This window comes from Kribbella pratensis (genome assembly GCF_004366075.1).
Taxonomy (GTDB): Bacteria; Actinomycetota; Actinomycetes; order Propionibacteriales; family Kribbellaceae; genus Kribbella; species Kribbella pratensis.
The window spans coordinates 1,493,340-1,510,782 of sequence record NZ_SODU01000001.1 but is presented as its reverse complement, the minus strand read 5'-3'; the positions used below and the strand labels follow the sequence as shown (position 1 = coordinate 1,510,782).

The window sequence follows — 17,443 nt, the reverse complement described above, 5'->3', positions numbered from 1 at the left end:
CGACTTCGCCGAGCGCACCGGCGCTATCGGTAGCACCAGCGCGCTGCCCCGCCGGCGCAGCAAGGGCGCGTTGCTGGTCAAGTACCTGACCACGACGGACCACAAGCTGATCGGGCACATGTACCTGATCACGTCGTTCGCGTTCTTCCTGATCGGCGGCGTGATGGCGCTGCTGATCCGCGCCGAACTGGCCAAGCCGGGCCTGCAGATCGTGAACGAAGAGGTGTACAATCAGCTCTTCACGATGCACGGCACGATCATGCTGCTGCTGTTCGCGACCCCGCTGTTCGTCGGCTTCGCGAACGAGATCATGCCGATCCAGATCGGCGCGCCCGACGTCGCGTTCCCGCGGCTGAACATGTTCAGCTTCTGGCTGTTCCTGTTCGGCGGCCTGATCACGATCAGCGGCTTCTTCACCCCGGGCGGCGCGGCCGACTTCGGCTGGTTCGCCTACGCCCCGCTGTCGAACGCGGTCCGTTCACCGGGTGTCGGCGGCGACCTGTGGATCATGGGTCTGTGGATGGCCGGTCTGGGCACGATCCTGGGTGCGGTCAACTTCATCACCACAATCATCACCATGCGCGCTCCCGGCATGACGATGTTCCGGATGCCGATCTTCACCTGGAACATCCTGGTCACGTCGATCCTCGTGCTGATCGCCTTCCCGATCCTGGCGGCGGCGCTGCTGGTCCTGGAGGCGGATCGAACACTCGGGGCCCATGTCTTCGACGCGGCCAACGGCGGCCCGATTCTCTGGCAACACCTGTTCTGGTTCTTCGGGCATCCAGAGGTGTACATCATCGCGCTACCGTTCTTCGGCATCGTGACCGAGATCCTGCCGGTGTTCAGCCGCAAGCCGGTCTTTGGCTACATCGGTCTGGTCAGCGCGACCCTCGGTATCGCGGTTCTCTCGGTGGCGGTGTGGGCACACCACATGTTCGTCACCGGCGCGGTGAACCTGCCGTTCTTTTCGTTCATGACCTTCCTGATCGCGGTCCCGACCGGCGTGAAGTTCTTCAACTGGATCGGCACGATCTGGGGCGGGTCAGTCTCGTTCGACACCCCGATGCTCTGGTCGGTGGGCTTCCTGACCACCTTCCTCTTCGGCGGTCTGACCGGCGTCATCCTGGCCTCGCCGGCCCTGGACTACCAGCTGTCCGACTCGTACTTCGTGGTCGCGCACTTCCACTACGTCGTGTTCGGCACCGTGGTGTTCGCGATGTTCGCCGGGTTCTACTTCTGGTGGCCGAAGTTCACCGGGCGGATGCTCGACGAGCGGCTCGGCAAGCTGCACTTCTGGATGTTGTTCATCGGCTTCCACACCACGTTCCTGGTGCAGCACTGGCTCGGTGTCGAGGGCATGCCGCGGCGCTACGCGTCGTACGGCGCCAACGAGGGCTTCACCACGCTGAACGAGGTGTCCAGCGTCGGCGCCTTCATCCTGGGCGCGTCGATGCTGCCGTTCTTCTACAACATCTACAAGTCCCGCAAGACGCCGCTCGTGGGTGTCGACGACCCGTGGGGCTGGGGCCGCTCGCTGGAGTGGGCGACCAGTTCGCCGCCGCCGCGGCACAACTTCGAGAGGCTGCCCCGGATCCGTTCGGAGTCCCCGGCGTTCGACCTGCACCACGCCGACCTGGCGCTGGCGGAGTACCCGGACAACCGGGCCGGCGAGGACAACCTGCTGGACGCGGGTGAGGACCAGGGCCGCGTCGAGCATCTCGAGGAGCTCGCGGGTACCGAGGACGACGGGAAGGACAAGGCGTGAAGGTCGAAGCCTGGGTCTTCGGGATCCTGAGTGTGTTCGTGCTCGTCGTCACGCCGATCTACTGGCTGATGTCCGAGGACCCGACCGGCACCACCGCACTGGTGATGACGTTCTTCCTTTCGCTGCTGGTGGCGTTCTACCTGAGCGTCACCGCCCGGCGGATGGACGCCCGGCCCGAGGACCGCAAGGAAGCGGAGATCGTCGAAGGGGCCGGCGAGCTCGGCTTCTTCCCGCCGTACTCCTGGTGGCCGCTGTGGTGCGCGCTGACGCTGGCGGTGGTTGTCCTCGGCGTCGTCTTCGGCTGGTGGCTGTTCATCGCCGGCTGCGGGATCGGCATCGTCACGCTGAGCGGGTTCATCTTCGAGTACTACCGCGGTGACCACGCTCACTAGTTGCTCACTAGTTGAGAGTCGTACGAAAAACGCCGTCCGGGAACGAACCGGGCGGCGTTTTCGTGCGTCTGTAGTACTGCGAACGGGTACAGAGAGTCGTGGACTGTACCGGAACGGCTCGTGCGGATGCACAGAAATGTCGCCGCGGCAGGTTACCCTTACCGCGGTCTGACTAAACAGGGGAGAACTGGGGAATGGTGAGCGGTTCGGTGAGGAAGCACGGCCTTGCCGTGGCGGGGATCTGCGTCCTGCTGCTGGCCGGCACGGCCTGTAGCGACACAGAGGCCGGCGGCGGCTCTGGCGGGCAGTCGACGCCCGGCACGTCCACGTCGCAGAGCAACTCGCCAGGTGCCTCCAGCACCCCAGGGAACTCGACGAGCCCGTCGGAGACCCCGGCGTCGGCCAGCATCGCGATCGTGCCTGCCAAGGGCGCCTCGTCGGTGCAGCCGGACAAGCCGGTGACGGTGACCACCACGGCCGGCAAGCTGACCGCGGTCACGCTCAAGGACGACGACGGCGACAAGGTGACCGGCAGCTTCAACGCCGACAAGACCCAGTGGACGTCGTCGCCGCAGCTCAAGCCTGGCGCGACGTACACGGTGAGTGGCTCGGCCGAGGGCACCGACGGTGCCACCGTGCCGATCAGCTCGACCTTCAAGACGCTGAAGGCGTCGAAGAGCCTGAAGGCCTCGGTCGTCCCGCTGAACGGTGAGACGGTCGGCGTCGCGCTGCCGATCCAGATCTTCTGGAACAACCCGGTCAAGGACCGTGCGGCAGTCGAGAAGCGGCTCTCGGTGAAGACCTCGGTCCCGGTCGACGGCAGCTGGCACTGGGTGAACAGCAAGCAGGTCAACTACCGCCCGAAGAACTACTGGCCGGCCGGCACCAAGGTGACGGTCGACATCGGCACCCTGGGCGTCAACGCCGGCAACAACACGTGGGGCACCGCGAGCCGGACCATCGCGTTCACCATCGGCAAGTCGGTGGTCACCAACGTCAACGTCAAGAGGCACACGATGACGGTGACGATCAACGGCAAGCTGGCCCGGACCATCCCGATCACCGCCGGCAAGGACGGCTTCACCACCCGCAGCGGGGTGAAGGTGATCATGGAGAAGTTCACGGTGAAGCGGATGGACGCGGCGACGGTCGGCCTCAAGCCCGGCGACCCGGAGTACTACAACATCCCCGATGTGAAGTGGGCCCAGCGGGTCACCAGCTCCGGCGAGTTCATCCACGGCGCGCCGTGGTCGGCCGGCAGCCAGGGCAGCTCCAACGTCAGCCACGGGTGCGTCGGCATGAGCCTCAAGGACGCCCAGTGGTACTTCAACCAGACCCTCCGTGGCGATCCGGTGATCGTCACCGGCACCACCCGCCACATGGAGCCCGGCAACGGCTGGACCGACTGGAACACCACCTGGGCCGCCTACAAGGCCGGCTCCGCCCTCTCCTGACACACCAAGACGCAGCAGCCTCCTCACCGCATGCCCGCGGGCAGGAGGCTGCTGTGTTTCACCGTGGCTGGTTCAGCCCGCAGGTACGTCGGCCAACGCGAAGTCGGCCGCTTGCCGGAGGACAGCCTCGTCGGCCCTCCATCGCGAGCGCTGAGGCTTGTCGGCGCTCGATCGTGAGCCGTCAGCCTCGTCGGCCTTCGTTCGTGAGCGCTGGGAGATGGGCACGACCGAGTCGCCGGCGGGGTGATCTGCCCTCCGTCGGCGACGGCTGCGGTGCTGTCTGGGAGGTGGTTCTGCCCAGCTCGGGCGCGCGACCTCGACCAGGCCGTCGGTGATAGTGACGCTCCACTGACCGTGATGCAGGTCGACGTGGTGGCGCCGGCACAAGAGCACGAGGTTGGAGGTCTTCGTCTCGCCACCGTCGATCCAGGAGCGCAGGTGGTGCGCGTCGCACATGATCGGCGGGACGCCACAGATGACGCAGCCCTGGTCGCGGGCGTTCAGCGCGCGACGCATCGCCCGGGTGACCAGGCGTTCGCTGCGGCCCACATCCAGGGGCTCGGAGCTCGTGCCGAGCACGAGCGGGATGATCCGCGCGTCGCAGGCCAGCCGTCGGACGGTTGCGGCCGACAATCCGTCGCCGTACACCAGCTGTCCGCTCGCGACCGGTACGTCTCCCGGCGGGCGGCCTCGGCTTCCAGCGCGTCGAGAGTCGACAGCAGTTCGCTGCCACTCATCGACCACACCGGCCGCTCGCCCAGGAGTTCCATGGCATCGACCCTAGAACGCCCGCCCGTCGACCGACGAGCCAGAATCCCCTTATTTTGTGGGCAATTCGTGGGCCCACACTGCCCACACCTCGTCCGCATGGAGGGACGGGAGGGAGTGGTGGGTTGCGGTGTCGAGTTGTACGACGGTCGCGGCGGGGGAGAGTGTGGTGACTCGGCGAGTCAGGTGGGCTGCGTTGTGGCTCTTGCTGCGGCCCGCGACGAAGACCAGGGGAGCGAGTTCTCGCAATTGGTCGTCCGTGGGGCGTTTGGTGCGGACGAACGGGGTGGAGGGCTGCTCTGCAGCCAGTCCGGCCAGTTCCAGGACCTGGGGATCGATCGGAAGCCCGTGCGTCTCCCAGCGCAGGAACGACATCGTGCGCTTCCGGGACGGCCGCAGCAGGCCTGGCAAAGCTCTGAGGATGTAGGGCACGCGGAGGCCGGCGTAGCAGTCCGTCGGGTCGAGCAGGGCCAGGCGCTCGACGCGCTCCGGGTGCGCGATCGTGTACGTGAGTGCGATCCAGGCGCCGTACGAATGACCGCACAACGCCGCCTGGCTGATGCCGAGTCCGTCGAAGGTGTTCGTCAGCCATGTGTGCAGATCGGCCGGCGTCTTGGGCGTCCGGCCGCTGTTCGTACTGCGCCCCGCGTCGACGATCAGGTCGATCGCGTAGACGCGGTACCGCTCCGCAAGCCGCGGCGCGAGGGCGAACCACACGGGTGACGTCGCACCGTGCCCCGGAAGCAGTACGACGGGTTGCCCGTCAGCGGGTCCGCACGCGTTGACGTGGGTCGTACCGAACTCGTCGGTCAGCTCGAGTTGCTCGACCGGCACGTCCCAGCGGGCGAGGAGAGCGTCGTACGTGTCCTGAAAACTCATGCTGCCGAGAATAGCTCACTCAGTGAGGTAAAGTGTCAGGCATGCGTGAAGGAGTGACACCAGCCGACCCGGAACGGGCCGCTGCACTGGACGTGGTGCACCTGCTGCGAGAGGTCGCCTTGCGGTACGACCGGGCGGTCGGAGAGTTCGCCCGTACGGCGGGCTTGCACGGGACCGACGTACGCGCGCTGGTGAGCCTCCTGGACGCCGAACGCGCCGGAGTAGCGGCCACGCCTACATGGCTCGCTCAGCAGCTCGGAATGACCTCTCAGGCGACGACGGCAGTCATCCACCGCCTGGAGGCCGCCGGCCACGTCGAACGCCTCAGAAGCCGCACAGACGGTCGCAGCGCCCGCCTCCAGGTCTCCGACACCGCTGTAGCCCTCGGCTGGCAGTTCTTCGGCCCGCTCCTGGACCGGCTGATCATCACCACCCAGGCACTCGACCCGAGTCAGCAGACGCTGGTGAAGGACTATCTCACCGCGGTCACCGACGCGCTCGGATAAACGAAAGAGCCCCGGCCGATCGGCCGGGGCTCTTTCAGTACGACTTCAGGGCGACGTCAGGAGCGGTCGCTGGTGACCTCTCGATAGGTCTCCGTGTCCTCCGTCAGCTCGTGGATCTCGTCGGCGTCGTGAGCGTGCTCGTGCGCCGCCTCGAGCTCCTGAGTGGTCGGCTTCTGTACGGCGTCGGCGAAGTAGAACCGGGAGAGCGCGGCACGGGCCTTGTGCAGCGCCCGACGCGGGGCGCGGACGCCGTTCTCGTCGGTCTCCGGGCCGATCTCGTGCGGCACGAGCCGGTCCCGCGCGGTGATCGAGTACGCCTCGTACGTCGAGATCGGCTGGTGCTTCTCGGTGTACTTGCCCTCGGGGGAGCGCATGATCACACCGGTCTCCAGGCCGTGCAGCAACCGGTCCTGGTCGGCCCGCTGCAGCGAGATCGCCCAGCGGCGCGCGACCCAGAAGCCCAGGATCGGGCCGAGGATCACCGCGAACCGCAGGAACCAGGTCACGTGGTTCAGCGACAGGTTGAAGTGGGTGGCGATCAGGTCGTTACCGCCGCCGATCCACAGCATCGCGTAGAACACGATGAACGCGACGCCGATACCGGTCCGGGTCGGCATGTCCCGCGGCCGGTCCAGCAGGTGGTGCTCGCGCTTGTCACCGGTGATCCAGCCCTCGATGAACGGATAGAGCGCGACCAGCGTGACGAACGCCGGTGGCACGATCAGCGCCGGGATGATCAGGTTCCAGCTGAGCGTGATGCCCCAGAAGTGCGACTCGAAGCCGGGGAATATTCGCACCGAGCCTTCCAGCCAGCCCATGTACCAGTCCGGTTGCGCACCGGCGGTCACCTCGGCCGGGTTGTACGGCCCGTACAGCCAGACCGGGTTGATCTGCATCAACGCGCCCATCAGCGCCGTGATGCCGAAGACCACGAAGAAGAAGCCGCCGGCCTTGGCCGTGTACACCGGGAACAGCGGGTAGCCGACCACGTTCTTCTGCGTCCGGCCGGGACCGGCGTACTGCGTGTGCTTGTGGTACACGACCAGGAACAGGTGCGCCGTGACGAGCGCCAGGATGATGCCCGGGATCAGCAGCACGTGGACGATGAAGAATCTGGAGACGAAGTCGTCGCCGGGGAACTCACCGCCGAAGATGAAGAAGTTCATGTACGTGCCGACCACCGGTGACGCCTGGATCATGCCGTTGGTGATCCGCAGACCGGTACCGGACAGCAGGTCGTCGGGGAGGCCGTAGCCGATGAAGCCCTCGACGATGCCGAGGAACAGCATCCCGAAGCCGATCAGCCAGTTCAGCTCCCGCGGCTTGCGGAACGCGCCGGTGAAGAACATCCGCAGCAGGTGCACCATCATCGCGGCGATGAACAGCACGGCCGCCCAGTGGTGGATCTGCCGCATCAGCAGACCGCCGCGGACGTCGAACGTGATGTCCAGCGTGGAGGCGTACGCCTCCGACATGTGCAGACCCTTGAGCAGGCTGTACGAGCCCTGGTACTCGACCTCGGCCATCGAGGGCTTGAACCAGAACGTCAGGAAGGTCCCGGTCAGGATCAGGATGATGAAGCTGTAGAGCGCGATCTCGCCCAGCATGAAGGACCAGTGGTCCGGGAAGACCTTCCGCAGGTTCTTCTTGCCGATCTTCGCGATGCCGAGGCGATCGTCGACCCACTTGACCGGTCCAGGGAACTCTGTGTTTGTTGACACTGTTGTCACCCTCGTTCGAAGAAGCTCGGGCCGACCGGCTCGGTGAAGCCGCTCTGCGCAACCAGGTAGCCCTCACTGTCCACTGCCAACGGTAGCTGAGGCAGCGGCCGGGCAGCAGGGCCGAACACGACCTTGGCGCTGTCGGCCAGGTCGAACGTCGACTGGTGGCACGGGCAGAGCACGTGGTGCGTGGTCTGCTCGTACAGCGAGATCGGGCAGCCGACGTGGGTGCAGATCTTCGAGTAGCACAGGATGCCGTCGACGCCCCAGTTCTCCCGGCCCGGCTTGGTGCGGATCTCGCTCGGCTTGATCCGGACCACGATCACCGCGGCCTTCGCCTTGGCGTTCTGGTACTCGACCGCGCTCTCCTCCTGCAGCGGGGCCAGGTTGGCCGGCGCCGCGTTGACCAGCTGGCCGACGATCAGGTCGGACGGCTTGATCGGGCGGTCGGTGACGTCGTTGACGACCCGGATGCCCTTCGCCCAGATCGTGTTGTACAGCGCCCGGCCCGGCAGCGGGCCGAGGTCGCGGAGCAGGATGACGGCCGGCAGGCCGAGGACGCCGAGCGCGCCGATCAGCGAGTTGCGGATCATCTTGCGGCGGCCGAAGCCGGACTCCACCGTGCCTTCCTTGAAGGCCTCGGTGATCTCGGCGATCTGCTGCGGCGAGGAGTGCGCGGGGTGGCGCTCCTCGGAGATCTCCTCGTCGACCATCAGCTTCTTGGCCCACTGGATCGCGCCGGCCCCGATCAGGAACAGCGCGAGCCCGATGCACAGGCCGATGACCATGTTGTTCGCGTTGCCGGACAGCGGGCCGAACTCGAGGATCGAGTCCCGCGGGATGGCGAAGTACGCGACGCAGGAGCCCACCACCAGCAGCGTCGCCAGGCCGAACATGCCCGACACCTGGCGCTCGACGCGGTCGGCCGCCTTCGGGTCGATGTCGGTGATCCGCGGCTCGTGCGGCTCCAGACCCGGGTCCGGGATCGGTTCGGCCACCTCGACGGCGCCGTGCTCGTCCTCCGGCTTCACCGGCAGATTCTTGTCACTCACTTGGCCTTCGCTCCCTTGGCCTTGACGCCCTTGGCGCCGATCCAGACCGCTACCGCTACCAGCAGGCCGATGCCGACGAACCAGCCCCACAGGCCCTCGGACACCGGGCCGAGCCGGCCGAGTCCGAAGCCGCCCGGGTCCTTCTGGGTCTCCAGCGCCTTCAGGTACGCGATGATGTCGCGCTTGTCCTCCGGCTGCATGACCTGGTCGGAGAAGACCGGCATCTGCTGCGGGCCGGTCAGCATGGCCTCGTAGATGTGCTTCTCACTGACGCCCATCAGCGACGGCGCGTACTTGCCGTTCGGCAGCGCGCCGCCACGACCGGCGAAGTTGTGGCAGGCCGTGCAGTTGGTGCGGAACAGCTCGCCGCCACGGGTGACCTGCTCGTCGGTGGCCTTGCTCACGTCGTACGACTCCGAGCCCGGGACCGAGGGGCCGGGGGCCAGCGAGGCGACGTACGCCGCCAGGGCCTCGATCTCCTCCTGCGAGTACGCCGGGGCCTTGCGCGGGATCTGCGCGCCCGGCTGCATCGCCGGCATCCGGCCGGTGCCGACCTGGAAGTCGACCGCGGCCGCGCCGACGCCGATCAGCGACGGGCCGGCCATCTTGCCCTCGCCGTTCCCGCCGCCCTCGGCGTTCAGGCCGTGGCAGCTGGAGCAGCCGACCGCGAAGAGCTTCTTGCCCTCCTCGATCTGCTGCGACTGGGCCGAGTTGTCCGCCACCGCGTTGTCAGGGGCGAAGGCGGCGTACGCCGACCCCACTGCCAGGAGGCCGAACAGGAGCACGACGAGGCCGGCGGACCGGTGCCGTCGTCGCGCGGAGAGAAAGCGCGCCGGTGACAAGGAAGGTCTCTTCTCACTCATTTGAGCAGGTAGATGGTCGCGAACAGGGCGATCCAGACCACGTCGACGAAGTGCCAGTAGTACGACACGACGATCGCCGTCACGGCCTGTTCGTGGGTGAACTTACGAGCCATGTACGTCCTGGCCAGGACGAACACGAAAGCGATGAGGCCGCCGGTCACGTGCAGACCGTGGAAGCCGGTGGCCAGGTAGAACACCGACCCGTACGCGTTCGACGAGATCGAGATGCCCTCGTGCATCAGCTCGGCGTACTCGGTCACCTGTCCGGCGATGAAGACGGCACCCATCAGGTACGTGAGGATGAACCACTCACGCATGCCCCAGTTCCGCGGGTTCGCCAGCGAGCCGACCCGGCCCACCTTGCCGTGCTCGGCGGCGAACACTCCGGCCTGGCAGGTGAACGACGACGCGACCAGGATGAACGTGTTCACCGAGGCGAACGGGACGTTCAAGTGGTGCGTCATGACCTCCCACAGCGTCTCCGTGCCCGGAGCGGCTGCGGCGGTCGTCACCGACCGGATCGTGAAGTACGCCGCGAACAGGGCGGCGAAGAACATCAGTTCGCTCGAGAGCCAGACGATCGTGCCGACACTGACCATGCTGGGACGGTCGTGGTGTCCGTGTTCACGAGACGCTGGGAGCGCGGTTGCAGTGGCCACGCGGTCATTATGTCGGTCCTCGTATCAACTGACACGACCACCCCCATGCATGTCGGCAACTAATGGTTTCTACTGTGGAAGCGTGCTTCCCCTTCACGCCACGCCCGGCGACCGGATCGAGCCGCTGACACCGCTCCGGTTGCTGACGGCATGGACCTTCGAACCGGTGTTACTCGCCGTGATCGTCGTCCTCGGCGCGGTCTATCTGTACGGCGTCCACAAGCTGCGCAAACGCGGTGACAAGTGGTCCCGCGGCCGGACGTTCGCGTTCGTCGGCGTCGGGCTGGGAAGCGCCGTGATCGCCACCCAGTCGGCGCTCGGCACCTACGACACGGTCCTGATCAGCGTGCACATGGTGCAGCACATGATCCTGTCGATGCTGACGCCGCTCGCGATGGCGCTCGGCGCGCCGGTCACGCTGGCGCTCCGGACGCTGCCGCGGCAGCCGCGGAAATGGTTGCTCTCCGTGTTGCACTCGCGGTTCGCGAAGGTGATCTGCTTCCCGATGATCGGCTTCACGCTGTTCGTCCTGAGCCCCTGGGTGCTCTATTTCAGCGGCTGGTACGACGCCACGCTCCGGTCGACCGTCCTCCACGACCTGCTGCACGTGCACTTCATCCTGGTCGGCTCGCTGTTCTTCTGGCCGCTGCTCGGGCTCGACCCGGTGCCCGGCCGGGTGATCTACCCGTTCCGGCTGATCCTGACGTTCCTCACACTGCCGTTCCACGCGTTCCTCGGCATCACGATCATGTCCGCGGACAAGCTGATCGCCGAGGACTGGTACACCAGCTTCGGCCGCTCCTGGTCGCCGTCGCCGCTGCGTGACCAGTACATCGCGGGCGGTCTGCTGTGGGGCTCCGGCGACATCGTGGGCGTGGTGTTCTTCGCCGTACTGTTCGTCCAATGGGTGCGTGAGTCACAGCGTGAGGCGCGCCGTGAGGACCGCCGCCTGGACCGGTTGGAGGAACAGGCTCGCCGGGCCGGACAGGCGCCCCGGTAGCATTCCGGGTGTCCAGTCGTCTTTTGAACAAGCTTGGGATGGATCGATGAGTTCAGAGCGTCCGCTGAAGGTCCTGGTCTACAGCGACGACCGTACGACGCGGGAGTCCGTCCGGCTGGCCCTCGGCAAGCGGCCGACGGCCGATCTGCCCGAGCTCGAGTACGTCGAGTGCGCCACCGAGCCGGCCGTCATCAAGACCATGGACAAGGGCGGGATCGACCTGGCCATCCTGGACGGCGAGGCCGTCCCGGCCGGTGGCATGGGGATCGCCCGGCAGCTGAAGGACGAGATCTTCCAGTGCCCGCCGGTGCTCGTCATCACCGGCCGTCCGCAGGACGCGTGGCTGGCGACCTGGTCGCGGGCCGAGGGCGCGGTGTCGCACCCGATCGACCCGATCAAGCTGGCCGAGGTCACCGCGGACCTGCTCCGCCAGCGGCTGGCCAAGCTGCCTGCCACCACCGCCTGACGCGCCATGTCCGATCCAGGGGCCGCCTACAGCTGGCCCCAGGTGCTCAATCCGCTGCTGCGGCATGAGGACCTGGAGGCGTCCGCCACCGCGTGGGCGATGGAGCAGATCCTGTCCGGCGCGGCCTCGCCCGCGCAGCTCGCCGGGTTCGTGATCGCGCTGCGTTCCAAGGGCGAGACGGTGACCGAGGTCGAGGGACTGGTCGCGACGATGCGCGACTTCGCCACCCGGATCTCGGTGCCCGGCCGGACGCTCGACGTCGTCGGCACCGGCGGTGACCAAGCCCACACCGTGAACATCAGCACGATGTCCGCGATCGTCGCCGCGGGCGCCGGCGCGAAGGTGCTGAAGCACGGCAACCGCGCGGCGTCGTCGGCCTGCGGCGCGGCCGACGTCCTCGAGGAACTGGGCATCCCGCTCGACCTGACCGCGGAACAGGTGGCCGAGGTGGGGGAGCGGGCCGGGATCACGTTCTGCTTCGCTCCGGCGTTCCACCCCGCGTTGCGGCATGCCGCCGTACCGCGCCGTGAGCTCGGGGTGCCGACCACGTTCAACTTCCTCGGTCCGCTGGCGAATCCCGGCAACCCGTCGGCGCAGGCGGTCGGCGTCGGCGACGGGCGGATCGCCGGGCTGATGGCCGGCGTACTGGCGCGTCGCGGGATCGATGCGCTGGTGTTCCACGGCGACGACGGGCTGGACGAGCTGACCACGCGTACGACGTCGCAGGTGTGGGTCGTCGGCGGCGGCAAGGTCGAGGGTCCGATCACGCTGGATCCGCAGGAGCTGGGCATCGAGCCCGTGTCCGCGGACGCGTTGAAGGGCGCTGACGCGACGTTCAACGCGAAGGTCGTGCGCGCACTCGTCGACGGTGAGCCGGGGGCGGTGCGGGACGTCGTACTGCTGAACGCCGGCGCGGCGCTGGCGGCGTACACGCCGGAGACCGGCAGCGTGACGGAGCGGATCCGGACCGGGATGGACCGCGCGGCCGAGGCGATCGACTCCGGGGCGGCGAAGGACGTGCTGGACCGGTGGATCGCTGCTTGCGCCGAGGTGCGCGGCTGAGGTTGTCACAGCAGAAGGGCCGGCGGGTGATTTTCCCCGCCGGCCCTTTCTACTTGCTCAGCTTGATCTGGGAGACCTTGTAGCGCCAGACGTTCTGCCAGGCCGGGGTGGAACCGGCGATGTCGGCGATCGACACCGCCGCCGTACCGTCACCGCGGTCGACCACCGCGATCATGATCGTGGAGAACGTCTCCGGCAGCTTCGGCACCTTGACGGCGACCTTCGCGACGAGCTCGTGGCCCGGGTGGCCGTTGACCGAGATCGCCTTGTGCGTGGCGCTGCCCTTGATGACCTGCGCGTCCTTGTCGTACAGGTTGTAGAGCGCGCGGCCGCCGACCTGGATCGACGCCTGCTTGAGGCCGGCCGCGGTGTTCGTGTACGTGATGTCCGGCGGGAGTTGGCCGAAGGCGACGTAGTTGCCCCAGCTCTTGCCCTTGTCGTAGTTGCTGTGCACCGTCAGCCAGATCGCGGCGCCGCCCCACAGGCCGGCGCGCTCGTAGTTGTTGCCCCAGGCCGAACTCATGATCGGCATCGTGTCGTTGTTCGCAGCAACCATTTCGGTCCCGAGGACCTTGCCGAACGGCGTCGGCGTCTTCGTCGGCTTCGCCGACGGATTGACCGTCTCCATCGGCTTCCCCACGGTGGGCAACGGCACCGGGGAAACGGCCTCGGCCTTGGTCCAGACCCATCCCACACTCAAGCCGGTCGCAGCCAACGCAGCCACCACGAGAACCACAGCCCCAATGGCCCGAGCCCGCCCGTTACCTCCCGCTCCAGCAGCATGCCCAGCCGAGTGCGCCCCGGCCGTACTCGCACCGTGCCCACCCGAGTGCCCACCGGGAGTACCTGCACGGTGCCCGGCTGAATGCGCTCCCGCACCCTGTCCACCTGCTTGCGCGCCTGCCGACCAAAGCCCCTGCCCACCGGACTGACCGGCACCGTGCGCACCAACCTGCCCACCGACGGCCCCAGCACCTTGCCCAGCGCCATGCCCGCCCGCAGCAGCACCTTGCCCACCGGGCGCTCCAGCACCCTGCCCACCGGGCCCAGCACCCCCGGCCGCTCCAGCACCTTGCCCGGCCGCTCCCGCGGTGTACGGTCCAGCCGCCCGCGAGATCACCTCGGTGAACGCCAACGGCCCACCCTGCGGCCCACGCTGCTGAGGACCCTGCGGACCGCCTTGGTGAGGACCCTGCGGTCCGCGCTGCTGAGGAGTCTGCGGACCGCCGTTCGGTGAGTTCTGCTGACCGAACTGCGGCCGGCCAGGCTGAGGCCCGGTCGCCTGCTCCTGCCAGCCACCGGGCCGCTGACCCGGCTGCTGCACACCCCACATCTGCCCCGGCTGTGCAGGACCCGGCTGTCCGGGAGGTGATTGTGGTTGCCCGGCTTGCGGTTGGCCCGGCTGTGCCTGCCCCGGCTGCCCCGGCTGCCCCGGCTGAGGCGGTACCGGCCGCTGGCCGCCGTACTGCGGACCAACTGGAGGAGCCGCGTGCTGCGGCCGCACATGCTGCCCACCAGCCTGCTGCGGACCTGGCTGCTGGCCACCCGACTGCGGCGCGCCCGGCCGCGGTGCGCCGAACTGTTGTGTGCCCGGCTGCTGTGGTTGCTGGGGGTTCGCCGGCTGCGGCGGTTGGCTGGTCCAATGCTGTTGTGGTGGGGCTGCGTGCTGCGGCCGGACCGGTGGCGGGGGAGGAGGCGCCGGGGCAGGTGACTGCCCGAACAGCGCATCCGACGAACCGTCCTGTCCCGGGCGTGCGGAGCTGTCCGACGTGCCCGCCGGGGTGTTGGGGCGCGTCGGGTTCTGGTCTTCGTTCTCAGCCAACGTTGATTCCTAGGTAGGCCTGGTCCGCGGCCTTCTTCAGGTCCGGGCGGTTGTTCGGGATGCCGCTGATGTACGCGACCGCGGTCCCGTCACCGAGGTCGAAGACGGCCACCGTCAGGGTAAGCACCCGATCGGTCACCGCGGTCGTCGTCGCGGTCACGGTCTGCTGGAAGACCCAGCCCGCCTTCTCGGTCCGCTTCACGGGGCCGTTGGCGACCGTCTTGAAGGTCACCGGGATGTTGCCGTACATGTTTTCGCGCAGCTTGATCGACAGCGACGCCGCGGTCGCCTTGGGGTCGCCGTTGAACCCGGACCCGGTACCGAGCGCGCCGACGAAGATGTCCGCGCTCCAGTCGTCCCCTTCGACGACGTCTTCCTTCAGCACGATGCGCTGGCCGTTCGAGTTGATCAGCTGCTGGACGAGGCGCTTGCGGTCCGACCACGGCGGGTTGCGGCGCGGGAACGAGATCGCGTCCGACGCGATCCGCCCGGCGCCCTCGTGCAGCTTCGGGTCCTTCGACTGACCAGGCTTGGTGCTGGACTGGTTCGTCGGAGAGGGCGAGCCGCTCTGCGTCGGCGTACCGGTCGGATCGGGGTTCGCCGTCGTGTCGTCGCCCTTGGTGAGCAGTACCACCGCGGCGACGATCAGCAGCACGACCGCGACACCGCCGGCGATGATCAACGGCATCTTCCCGCCGAACGGACCACCACCGCCGGAGCTCTTGGACTTCTTCTTGCTCTTGCCGTCCCGCTTGCCGACACCGGTACTCAGGTCGGTCTGGCCGCCCCAAGCCTCGTTGCCGTCGTCACCCCAGGCACGCTGCGTCTGCTGATCGCCCCACGGCTGCTGACCACTCTGCTGCACTCCAGCACCCTGCTGGACGCCCCACTGCGGCTGCGCGGTTTGCTGCACGTTCTGCTGGTTGCTGGGCTGCTCTACAGGCCAGGACTGCCCGCCCCACGACTGATCGCCGCCCTGCTGGCCCGTCTGCGCGCCTGCGGTTGCCTGCTGCGAGCCCCACACCTGTCCCGGCTGCGCAGCGGGTGCCGCGCCGGTGCCCTGGCTGCCAACCTGCTGTCCGTTCCAGTTCTGGTCCTGAGCAGGCGTCGGCTGCTGAGGCTGGTCGCCCCAGAGCTGCACCGGCTGGTCCGGAGCAGTGTCCGGCGCTCCTGGCACGGTCCAGAGGGGAGCGGCCTGCTTCGACGTCTTCGGGTCAGCGTCGTCCGCAGTCTCGACACCCCACGCGGGGATGTCAGTAGCCTCCTGGTCCTGCTCGTCTCCGGACTGGCTTCCCCAGTTCGGCTGCAGGCCGGCCGCCTCTGCCTCATCCGCCGCCTGCTCCGCAGCCAGCTCGTCCGCAGCCAGCTCGTCCGCGGCCCGCTCATCAGCCACCCGCGCCACTTGCTCGTCCGCGACCTGTGCCGCTTGCTCGTCCGCTGTCTCAGCGGCTCGGCCGTCCGCGGTCTGCGGTGCTTGTGCGTCGGCCGCCTGCTGACCGGCCGCCGGTTCGGGGGCGAGCTTGAGGGTCCAGCCGCTGGACTGTTCCTCCGGCTGTACGTCGGCGTCCGCCGCGGCCTGTGCTGCTTCGAACTCCGAGATCTCGCGCTGCGTCCAGTGGTCCGGTGGCGCGGGCGCCAACTCCGGCGCACCCCAGGTCGCGCGGGCACGATCCGCCGCGCTCAGTTCCTCCTCAACAGACGCCGAGGACGCAGCCTCACCAGCAGCGGCCGAGGACGCAGCCTTGGCAGTAGGAGCGGCCGAGGGCGCAGGTTCACCAGCAGACGCCGTGGGCGCAGCGTCAGTCTGTGCGGACGGGTCCGGCTGCGCCGGGGAGACTGCGCGCAGGCGTGCGCCGCCGGATGCAGGCGCGTCGTTGCCCGTGGACGGTGAGCTCCACAGTTGCGGGGTGGGGGCAGGCTGCCACCATCCGCCTCCGCTCGCTTGGTCGGCCTGAGCCGCGTCGCCGGCGCCGGTCTCCTGCACCGCCCGCAACCCGGGCGCCTGCGACTCACTCTGCACAGGCTGAACGGGCTGTTGCTCGGCGCCCCAGTTCTGAGGGGTCGCTTGCTGCGGGGTTTGGTCCGGCGTGGGCTGGTCGTACGACGTGAACTGGTCGGCTGACCAGGGCTGCTGGGTGGCGGTCCACGGCTGCTGCGGCTGGTCGGCGGGGGTGGACTGTTGCTCCGGCCACTGCTGTTGTGCGGACCACGGCTGCTGGTGGGACTGCTCGTGGGTGGGCGCGCTCGGGTTGCCCTGCTGGGGCGACTGCTGCGGCGTCGGCTCCGGCTGAGTAGGCCAGGACTGTTGCTGGGTCTGCTCGGCGTCTGGGGCGGGCTGGTCGTAGGAGCTGAACTGGTCGGCCGACCAGGGCTGCTGGGTGGCGGTCCACGGCTGCTGCGACTGGTCGGCGGGGGTGGACTGTTGCTCCGGCCACGGCTGTTGTGCAGACCACGGTTGCTGTTGGGTCTGCTCGGTGTTCGGGTCAGCCTGCTCGTACGAGCTGAACTGGTCTGCCGACCACGGCTGCTGATCTGCTGTCCAGGGCTGCTGGTTACCTGACCACGGCTGCTGCTGAGTCTGCTCGGTGTCTGGGTTGGGCTGGTCGTACGACGTGAACTGGTCGGCTGACCACGGCTGCTGAGCGGACTCGGGCTGCGCGTTCTGCTCCGCGGGCCAGAACTGTTGCTGGGCGGGCTCGGGGTCCGGTTGCGTTGGCCGGGGTTGTTGTTGGGCGGGCTCGGTCGGCTGCGAAGAGGCGGGCTCCGCTGGGTGTGGGGTCGGTGTGGGGTCGTCCTTGGCCGTGGACTCTTCGGCTGCCGCGGCCAGGGCCGCGGCCTCGTCCTCGTGTGCGGTTTTGTTGGTCCACTTCTCCCCGTTCCAGAAGCGGATCGTGTGCGGCTGGCCGGTGGGGTCGGGGTACCAGCCGGCGGGCGGGTTGCTCATCCGCGTCCTCGCTTCGGCACCGGCGCGAAGGCGCGGACCTGCTCGGCAAGAAACTGACCCCGGACGTTCATGTATTCACCGTAACTT

17 protein-coding genes are annotated in these 17,443 nt (G+C 68.1%); 8 read left to right on the top strand and 9 right to left on the bottom strand.

Annotated features, from left to right (window positions below; genetic code table 11):
- The first annotated feature begins 25 nt into the window (after nt 1–25).
- The 3 genes from ctaD (at nt 26) to EV137_RS07240 (ending at nt 3,614) form a co-directional block, all read left to right on the top strand.
- The gene (ctaD, locus tag EV137_RS07250; RefSeq protein ID WP_445991791.1) at nt 26–1,768 is read left to right on the top strand and encodes an aa3-type cytochrome oxidase subunit I; all 1,743 of its coding nucleotides are present in this window, start codon (nt 26–28) and stop codon (nt 1,766–1,768) included.
- Nucleotides 1,765–2,160, top strand: a complete 396-nt coding sequence (locus EV137_RS07245) for a cytochrome c oxidase subunit 4 (protein WP_131342187.1) — start codon at nt 1,765–1,767, stop codon at nt 2,158–2,160. Before ctaD ends, EV137_RS07245 begins: the two co-directional genes overlap by 4 nt.
- Before the next feature lie 209 nt (nt 2,161–2,369).
- Nucleotides 2,370–3,614 (top strand): L,D-transpeptidase, encoded by a 1,245-nt coding sequence (locus EV137_RS07240; protein WP_238175144.1) that lies wholly within the window; start codon nt 2,370–2,372, stop codon nt 3,612–3,614.
- 72 nt (nt 3,615–3,686) lie between these two features.
- Here the strand turns inward: EV137_RS07240 and EV137_RS07235 are convergent, their stop codons facing one another.
- Nucleotides 3,687–4,262, bottom strand: coding sequence for an HNH endonuclease (locus EV137_RS07235; protein ID WP_238175143.1), 576 nt, complete (start codon nt 4,260–4,262; stop codon nt 3,687–3,689).
- Nucleotides 4,263–4,433: 171 nt separating this feature from the next.
- Nucleotides 4,434–5,261 carry an alpha/beta hydrolase gene (locus EV137_RS07230; protein ID WP_134127323.1) on the bottom strand — a complete coding sequence of 276 codons (828 nt, stop codon included), beginning with the start codon at nt 5,259–5,261 and terminating at the stop codon, nt 4,434–4,436.
- A gap of 41 nt (nt 5,262–5,302) precedes the next feature.
- Here EV137_RS07230 and EV137_RS07225 point away from each other — a divergent pair, with 41 nt between their 5' ends.
- The gene (locus EV137_RS07225; RefSeq protein ID WP_134127321.1) at nt 5,303–5,767 is read left to right on the top strand and encodes a MarR family winged helix-turn-helix transcriptional regulator; all 465 of its coding nucleotides are present in this window, start codon (nt 5,303–5,305) and stop codon (nt 5,765–5,767) included.
- 56 nt (nt 5,768–5,823) lie between these two features.
- Here the strand turns inward: EV137_RS07225 and qcrB are convergent, their stop codons facing one another.
- The 4 genes from qcrB to ctaE are packed head-to-tail and all read right to left on the bottom strand — an operon-like array spanning nt 5,824 to nt 10,062.
- Nucleotides 5,824–7,497: a cytochrome bc1 complex cytochrome b subunit gene (qcrB, locus tag EV137_RS07220; RefSeq protein WP_133998974.1), complete on the bottom strand. Its 1,674-nt coding sequence runs from the start codon at nt 7,495–7,497 to the stop codon at nt 5,824–5,826.
- Entirely contained in the window at nt 7,494–8,519 is a 1,026-nt protein-coding gene (qcrA, locus tag EV137_RS07215) for a cytochrome bc1 complex Rieske iron-sulfur subunit (RefSeq protein WP_370342795.1), read from the bottom strand. The genes qcrB and qcrA overlap by 4 nt, the downstream gene beginning before the upstream one ends.
- Nucleotides 8,520–8,536: 17 nt before the next feature.
- Entirely contained in the window at nt 8,537–9,403 is an 867-nt protein-coding gene (gene qcrC / locus EV137_RS07210; RefSeq protein WP_133998967.1) for a cytochrome bc1 complex diheme cytochrome c subunit, read from the bottom strand.
- Nucleotides 9,400–10,062: an aa3-type cytochrome oxidase subunit III gene (gene ctaE / locus EV137_RS07205; protein WP_133998964.1), complete on the bottom strand. Its 663-nt coding sequence runs from the start codon at nt 10,060–10,062 to the stop codon at nt 9,400–9,402. Before ctaE ends, qcrC begins: the two co-directional genes overlap by 4 nt.
- Before the next feature lie 82 nt (nt 10,063–10,144).
- Between ctaE and EV137_RS07200 the strand changes: the two genes are divergently transcribed.
- The 3 genes from EV137_RS07200 to trpD are packed head-to-tail and all read left to right on the top strand — an operon-like array spanning nt 10,145 to nt 12,590.
- The gene (locus EV137_RS07200) at nt 10,145–11,062 is read left to right on the top strand and encodes a cytochrome c oxidase assembly protein (protein WP_134127319.1); all 918 of its coding nucleotides are present in this window, start codon (nt 10,145–10,147) and stop codon (nt 11,060–11,062) included.
- Nucleotides 11,063–11,108: 46 nt separating this feature from the next.
- Nucleotides 11,109–11,528 (top strand): Rv3143 family two-component system response regulator, encoded by a 420-nt coding sequence (locus EV137_RS07195; RefSeq protein WP_133998957.1) that lies wholly within the window; start codon nt 11,109–11,111, stop codon nt 11,526–11,528.
- 6 nt (nt 11,529–11,534) lie between these two features.
- Nucleotides 11,535–12,590, top strand: coding sequence for an anthranilate phosphoribosyltransferase (gene trpD, locus EV137_RS07190; protein WP_134127317.1), 1,056 nt, complete (start codon nt 11,535–11,537; stop codon nt 12,588–12,590).
- Nucleotides 12,591–12,639: 49 nt separating this feature from the next.
- Here trpD and EV137_RS07185 read toward each other — a convergent pair whose 3' ends face one another.
- Together EV137_RS07185 and EV137_RS07180 are read right to left on the bottom strand one after the other, a co-directional pair.
- Nucleotides 12,640–13,314, bottom strand: coding sequence for a hypothetical protein (locus tag EV137_RS07185; RefSeq protein ID WP_238175141.1), 675 nt, complete (start codon nt 13,312–13,314; stop codon nt 12,640–12,642).
- Nucleotides 13,287–13,607, bottom strand: a complete 321-nt coding sequence (locus EV137_RS07180) for a hypothetical protein (protein ID WP_134127315.1) — start codon at nt 13,605–13,607, stop codon at nt 13,287–13,289. The genes EV137_RS07185 and EV137_RS07180 overlap by 28 nt, the downstream gene beginning before the upstream one ends.
- A 361-nt stretch (nt 13,608–13,968) precedes the next feature.
- Between EV137_RS07180 and EV137_RS07175 the strand changes: the two genes are divergently transcribed.
- Entirely contained in the window at nt 13,969–14,301 is a 333-nt protein-coding gene (locus tag EV137_RS07175) for a hypothetical protein (protein WP_166679792.1), read from the top strand.
- 103 nt (nt 14,302–14,404) lie between these two features.
- Here the strand turns inward: EV137_RS07175 and EV137_RS07170 are convergent, their stop codons facing one another.
- The gene (locus tag EV137_RS07170) at nt 14,405–17,356 is read right to left on the bottom strand and encodes a hypothetical protein (protein ID WP_134127312.1); all 2,952 of its coding nucleotides are present in this window, start codon (nt 17,354–17,356) and stop codon (nt 14,405–14,407) included.
- Between the last annotated feature and the right edge of the window lie 87 nt (nt 17,357–17,443).